The following is a 5,741-nucleotide window of genomic DNA, read 5'->3' on the forward strand; positions in this document are numbered from 1 at the left end:
GCATCGCCGTCTATCTGTAGGAATCCCCTTCCTTTAGGGAGGGGAGGATGTCAAATGGTTATGTTAATGGCTTGTTTGTGTGATTTACCCGACATAAATGTAAGAAATAGAACTAAAATACATCGACTTAATCTCGTATTAGACCAAAGGCCGAAGGGGCTAGATTTTAATTGAGCGTTAAAACTTATATACTAGCTTAACATCCGCTAGGGTGCTTGGAGTAAGGTTTAAGCCCTTAATGCCAGCCCCGAACAAGAATATTTCCGCCAAGATGGCGAATGATAATAAAAGGATACTGTCGTGCTTGAAGCTTATCGTAAACACGTCGAAGAACGTGCTGCTCAGGGTGTGGTTCCACAACCTTTAAACGCAGAGCAAGTTGTTGCATTAGTTGAATTACTGAAAAACCCTCCCGCTGGTGAAGAATCTTTCCTTTATGAATTGTTATCAACCCGCATCCCACCGGGAGTTGATGAAGCGGCTTATGTAAAAGCTGGCTTTTTAGCCGCAGTTGCTAAAGGTGAAGTAGCATCGCCTGTGGTATCTACAGCACAAGCAACAGAGTTACTGGGCACCATGCAGGGCGGTTACAACATAGCGCCGCTTATTGAGTTGTTAGAAGTTGCTGAATTAGCCCCTATTGCAACTGAGGCATTAAGCCACACTCTGCTGATGTTTGACGCCTTTCACGACGTAGAAGAAAAAGCCAAAGCCGGTAATGAATTTGCTAAGCAAGTATTACAGTCTTGGGCGAATGCCGAGTGGTTTTTAGAGCGCGATAAGCTGGCTGAAAAAATCAGCATGCGCGTATTTAAAGTATCAGGCGAAACCAACACCGATGACCTATCACCGGCACAAGATGCCTGGTCACGCCCCGATATTCCCCTGCATGCATTAGCTATGCTGAAAAACTCTCGCGATGGTATTGTGCCCGACGAAGATGGTGTGATTGGTCCTATCAAAGAGCTAGAGTCATTAAAAGAACAAGACTTCCCATTGGTATATGTGGGTGACGTTGTGGGCACCGGCTCAAGCCGTAAGTCTGCTACTAACTCAGTGCTATGGCACATGGGCGACGATATTCCGTTTGTACCAAACAAACGCGGTGGCGGTATTTGTATTGGTAACAAAATTGCTCCTATCTTCTTTAATACCATGGAAGATGCCGGTGCACTGCCCATTGAGTGTGACGTAGATAAGCTCAATACCGGTGATGTGATCGACATTTATCCTTATGAAGGCAAAATTTGCGTTCATAACAGCGATGAAGTACTCAGCACCTTTAGCCTAAAAACCGATGTGTTACTTGATGAAGTACGTGCCGGTGGCCGTATTCCATTGATCATTGGCCGTGGCTTAACCGATAAAGCTCGTGAAGCACTGGGCTTAGATGTATCAGATGTCTTTAAACGTCCTGCTGCTGTAGCTGAGTCAACCAAAGGCTTTACCCTTGCCCAAAAGATGGTTGGTAAAGCATGTGGCGTTAAGGGTGTTCGCCCTAACCAGTATTGCGAGCCTAAAATGACCACGGTCGGCTCTCAAGACACCACAGGCCCCATGACCCGTGATGAGCTAAAAGACTTAGCATGCTTGGGCTTCTCAGCCGACTTAACCATGCAGTCGTTTTGTCATACCTCGGCATACCCTAAGCCGATTGATGTGAACACCCATCACACCTTGCCCGATTTTATTATGAACCGTGGCGGTGTCTCACTGCGCCCAGGTGATGGTGTTATTCACTCTTGGTTAAACCGCATGTTACTGCCTGATACCGTAGGTACCGGTGGTGACTCGCACACCCGTTTCCCAATGGGGATTTCTTTCCCTGCGGGCTCAGGCTTAGTGGCTTTTGCTGCGGCCACCGGTGTGATGCCGTTAGATATGCCAGAGTCGGTATTGGTGCGCTTTAAAGGCGAAATGCAACCCGGTATTACGCTGCGTGACTTGGTGCATGCGATTCCGTATTACGGTATTCAAAATGGCCTGTTAACTGTGGCTAAAGCCGGAAAAATCAACGAGTTTTCTGGCCGCGTAGTAGAAATTGAAGGGTTACCACAGCTTAAAGTAGAGCAAGCCTTTGAGCTAGCCGATGCGACCGCCGAGCGCTCTGCTGCGGGTTGTACCATTAAGCTAGATAAAGAGCCAGTGGCTGAATACTTAAGCTCTAACATTGTAATGTTAAAGTGGATGATCAGTGAAGGCTATGGCGACCGTCGTACCATTGAGCGTCGTATTAAAGGCATGGAAGAGTGGCTGGCTAACCCAGAATTAATGGAAGCTGATGCCGATGCTGAATACGCTCACGTGTTAGAAATTGACATGAGCGAAATCAAAGAGCCGATTCTGTGTGCACCAAACGACCCTGATGATGCACGTTTGCTGTCTGACGTGACCGGTGAAGTGATTGAAGAGGTATTTATTGGTTCGTGCATGACCAATATTGGCCACTTCCGCGCAGCAGGTAAGTTACTGGATAAATACAGCGGCCAGTTGCCTACTCGCCTATGGGTGGCTCCACCGACTAAGATGGATAAAGACCAACTAACCGACGAAGGTTACTACGGTATCTTTGGCCGTGTAGGGGCGCGTATTGAAACTCCAGGTTGTTCATTGTGCATGGGTAACCAAGCCCGCGTTGCTGATAACAGCACTGTGGTGTCGACTTCAACGCGTAACTTCCCGAACCGTTTAGGTAAAGGTGCCAATGTGTTCTTGGCTTCTGCCGAGCTGGCTGCCGTTGCCGCCATTCACGGTAAGTTGCCCACAGTCGCCGAGTACCTAGAGTATGCCGAGCAGTTAAACGCTACGGCCGCTGATACTTATCGTTACTTAAACTTTGATCAGTTAGATAACTACGTAGAAAAAGCCGATACGGTGATTTTTCAGCAAGTGATCTAATTCGCTTAAGGCAGATATCAACACTCAAGCCAGCCCCAAAGGGCTGGCTTTTTTTTGCCCGCATTCTGCCATCTCGTGTTTAGTAGAGGCCATCTTTAGTCGGCCTGTTTTGCAGAGCAAAACATATGTTTTTTATTTTTTAATCCGTGGAACTTTTTGTAAAAGTGAAAATTAAGCTTGATCTAAAACAAACAATAAATGAGAATGACTCGCCTTTAGATTTGTTGCTGTTTTTATTTTTTACAAGGAACTAGTTAATGTCTACACCACAGACCACACAGTTAGCAGGCTTAATATCTACGATATTATTGAATGCTGCACTGGTGGCCCCCACTCAAGCAGAAACTCAAGTATTTGATACAGTGGTAGTGAGTGCCGCAGGCTTTGAACAAGATGTAAAAGAAGCCCCTGCAAGTATTACGGTAGTCACGCGTGAAGAGCTAGAAAGCAAGCGCAGCTCTAATATCGCAGAAGTGCTAAAAGATGTTGAAGGCGTCGATGTGGGCGGGTCTGTGGGTAAAACAGGTGGCCTAAATATTAGCATGCGTGGTATGCCCAGTGATTACACCTTAATTCTTATTGACGGTCGTCGTCAAAATACCGCAGGTAGTGTTACACCAAACGGTTTTGGCTCTACTTCTACCAGCTTTATGCCGCCCGTATCAGCGATTGAGCGTATCGAAGTGGTGCGTGGCCCTATGTCTACTTTATATGGTTCAGATGCCATGGGCGGGGTCATTAATATTATCACTCGCAAAGTAGGAAAAGAATGGAGTGGCTCGCTCACTTTAGAGACAACGTTACAAGAGCACAGCGAGTTTGGTAACAGTAATACCACCAGCCTTTATGCCAGTGGGCCACTCATTGAAGATACCTTAGGCTTACAGGTGCGCGGCAAAATTTTTAATCGTAATGCCTCAGATCTTGTTTACAAAGACGACAATGGTGATGTGCTTGAAGTGGATAAGCGTGGACCAAGTCCTGTAGAAGGTGAAAATTATAATGTGGGTGCGCGAATTACTTTTACGCCCAATGAAGATCATGATATTTGGCTTGATGGTGACGTGAGCAGACAGCGTTATAACAACGATGAGTCTCAACTGGGGTCACTTAATACGTCTGATGGAAAGGTAAAAGGGTATGCTGAAGAGTTACGCTTTGAGCGTGAACAGATAGCCATCGGGCATAAGAGTCAGTTTAATATTGGTACGCTTGAATCAAGTATTATGCAAAACACCACAGAGACCATAGGGCGGACTATACCTGGTGACAATATTGGTGATGCTTTTCCTGGTTTTCCAAACATGATTGTGGGTGGGCCTCGTGAACTAGAAACCACTAACTGGGTAGTCGACAGCAAGTTTTCTACTGAACTTGGTGATAGTCATTTCGCAACATTAGGCGGCCAATATTGGGACGCTGAAATGACCGATGGGCTAGCCAGTGAGAAGTTTAAGCAAAAGACCTGGGCGGTATTCGCCGAAGATGAATGGCTATTAACTGATAGTTTATTTTTAACACTGGGTGCTCGCTATGATCGCCACGAAGCCTTTGGTGGTCACACCAGTCCGCGTGCTTACTTAGTATGGAACGCCACCAATAATTGGACCTTAAAAGGCGGTGTTAGCCAAGGCTACAAAACACCCAGTTTAAATGATTTGCACGACGGCATTAATGGCATTACCGGTCAAGGTACTATTATCACTATTGGTAATCCGGATCTGAAGCCAGAAACTAGTACCAGCACAGAAGTGGGTGCCTATTATGATAACTTAGCCGGCTTTACTGCGAACGTAACTCTGTTCCATAACGACTTTGAAGATAAAATTTCCAAAGGCGACTCCGTAGCTAATCCCTTATGCTCGGGGAACAGAGATGGAACCTGTGGTCAAAAAATCAACATAGATAAAGCCACCACTCAAGGCGTTGAATTAGCGGCTAAGTTCCCTATCGCTAACGATTGGGATCTAAAGACCAGCTACACCTTTACCGACAGCGAGCAAAAAAGTGGTCAACAACAAGGTCAGCCACTGACCGATACACCCAAGCATATGTTGAATGCCAGACTTAACTGGCAGGCAACTGAGCTCCTTAATACTTGGTTATCGGGTGAGTACCGCAGCAAGCGTTTTCGCGCTAAAGAGCAATCTCGTGGTGCCGCATCTTATGACGATTTAGGGGATTTCAAAGCCTATAGCCTGTTTAATCTAGGTGCTAGCTATCAAGCTTCTGAGACAGTGACGCTAAATGCCACCATTTATAACCTGCTCGACAAAGACTTCATTGATTATAAGCCCTTTGATTATAATGGGAGCACTAGTTACGGTAATGCCTATAACAACATAGAAGAAGGCCGTCGCCTCTGGTTATCGGCGAATGTTCAATTTTAATACTTCTTTGCGGTGTGTAATTGTTAACTGCACACTGCCATAAAGGCATCAATAATAGGGTGGTCTAGTAATAGGCCACCTTTTATTTTTTGTATCTTTTTCTCAGACATGCTCTTCAATGACGTCCTACCTGATTACTCATCTTCACCCTACAACATTGTTAGCCGGATATAGGCACTGCTTTACGCCACAAAACAACAGCGTGGTTATGGCATGGCGCACAAATGGTGTAATTAAAAAAGCCATACCAATGTTAAGCGAGGTGTTTTTTAGGTGGCCTTATCAACGTCGTGCTGTTTGAAGATATTGATGGCGCTAGGCGTCACTATTATTACTCGTATTACTGCGTAAAACCGGCCGACTAAAGATGGCCTCTACATAAGTGCCATACAGCGTAGGCTGCTTTATCTCTTACTATGAATAATTTTTAGATTTAATCACTATTTTTCCGTG

The 5,741-nt window shown here is 45.6% G+C and carries 2 protein-coding genes; both read left to right on the forward strand.

The window, feature by feature from the left end:
* The first annotated feature begins 300 nt into the window (after positions 1-300).
* Positions 301-2,898, forward strand: coding sequence for a bifunctional aconitate hydratase 2/2-methylisocitrate dehydratase (gene acnB, locus ACTHY5_RS10925; RefSeq protein ID WP_441879549.1), 2,598 nt, complete (start codon positions 301-303; stop codon positions 2,896-2,898).
* 257 nt (positions 2,899-3,155) lie between these two features.
* Positions 3,156-5,288, forward strand: coding sequence for a TonB-dependent receptor domain-containing protein (locus ACTHY5_RS10930; RefSeq protein ID WP_441879551.1), 2,133 nt, complete (start codon positions 3,156-3,158; stop codon positions 5,286-5,288).
* Positions 5,289-5,741: the final 453 nt, after the last annotated feature.

The organism is Oceanisphaera sp., assembly GCF_052084945.1.
Classification (GTDB): Bacteria; Pseudomonadota; Gammaproteobacteria; order Enterobacterales; family Aeromonadaceae; genus Oceanimonas.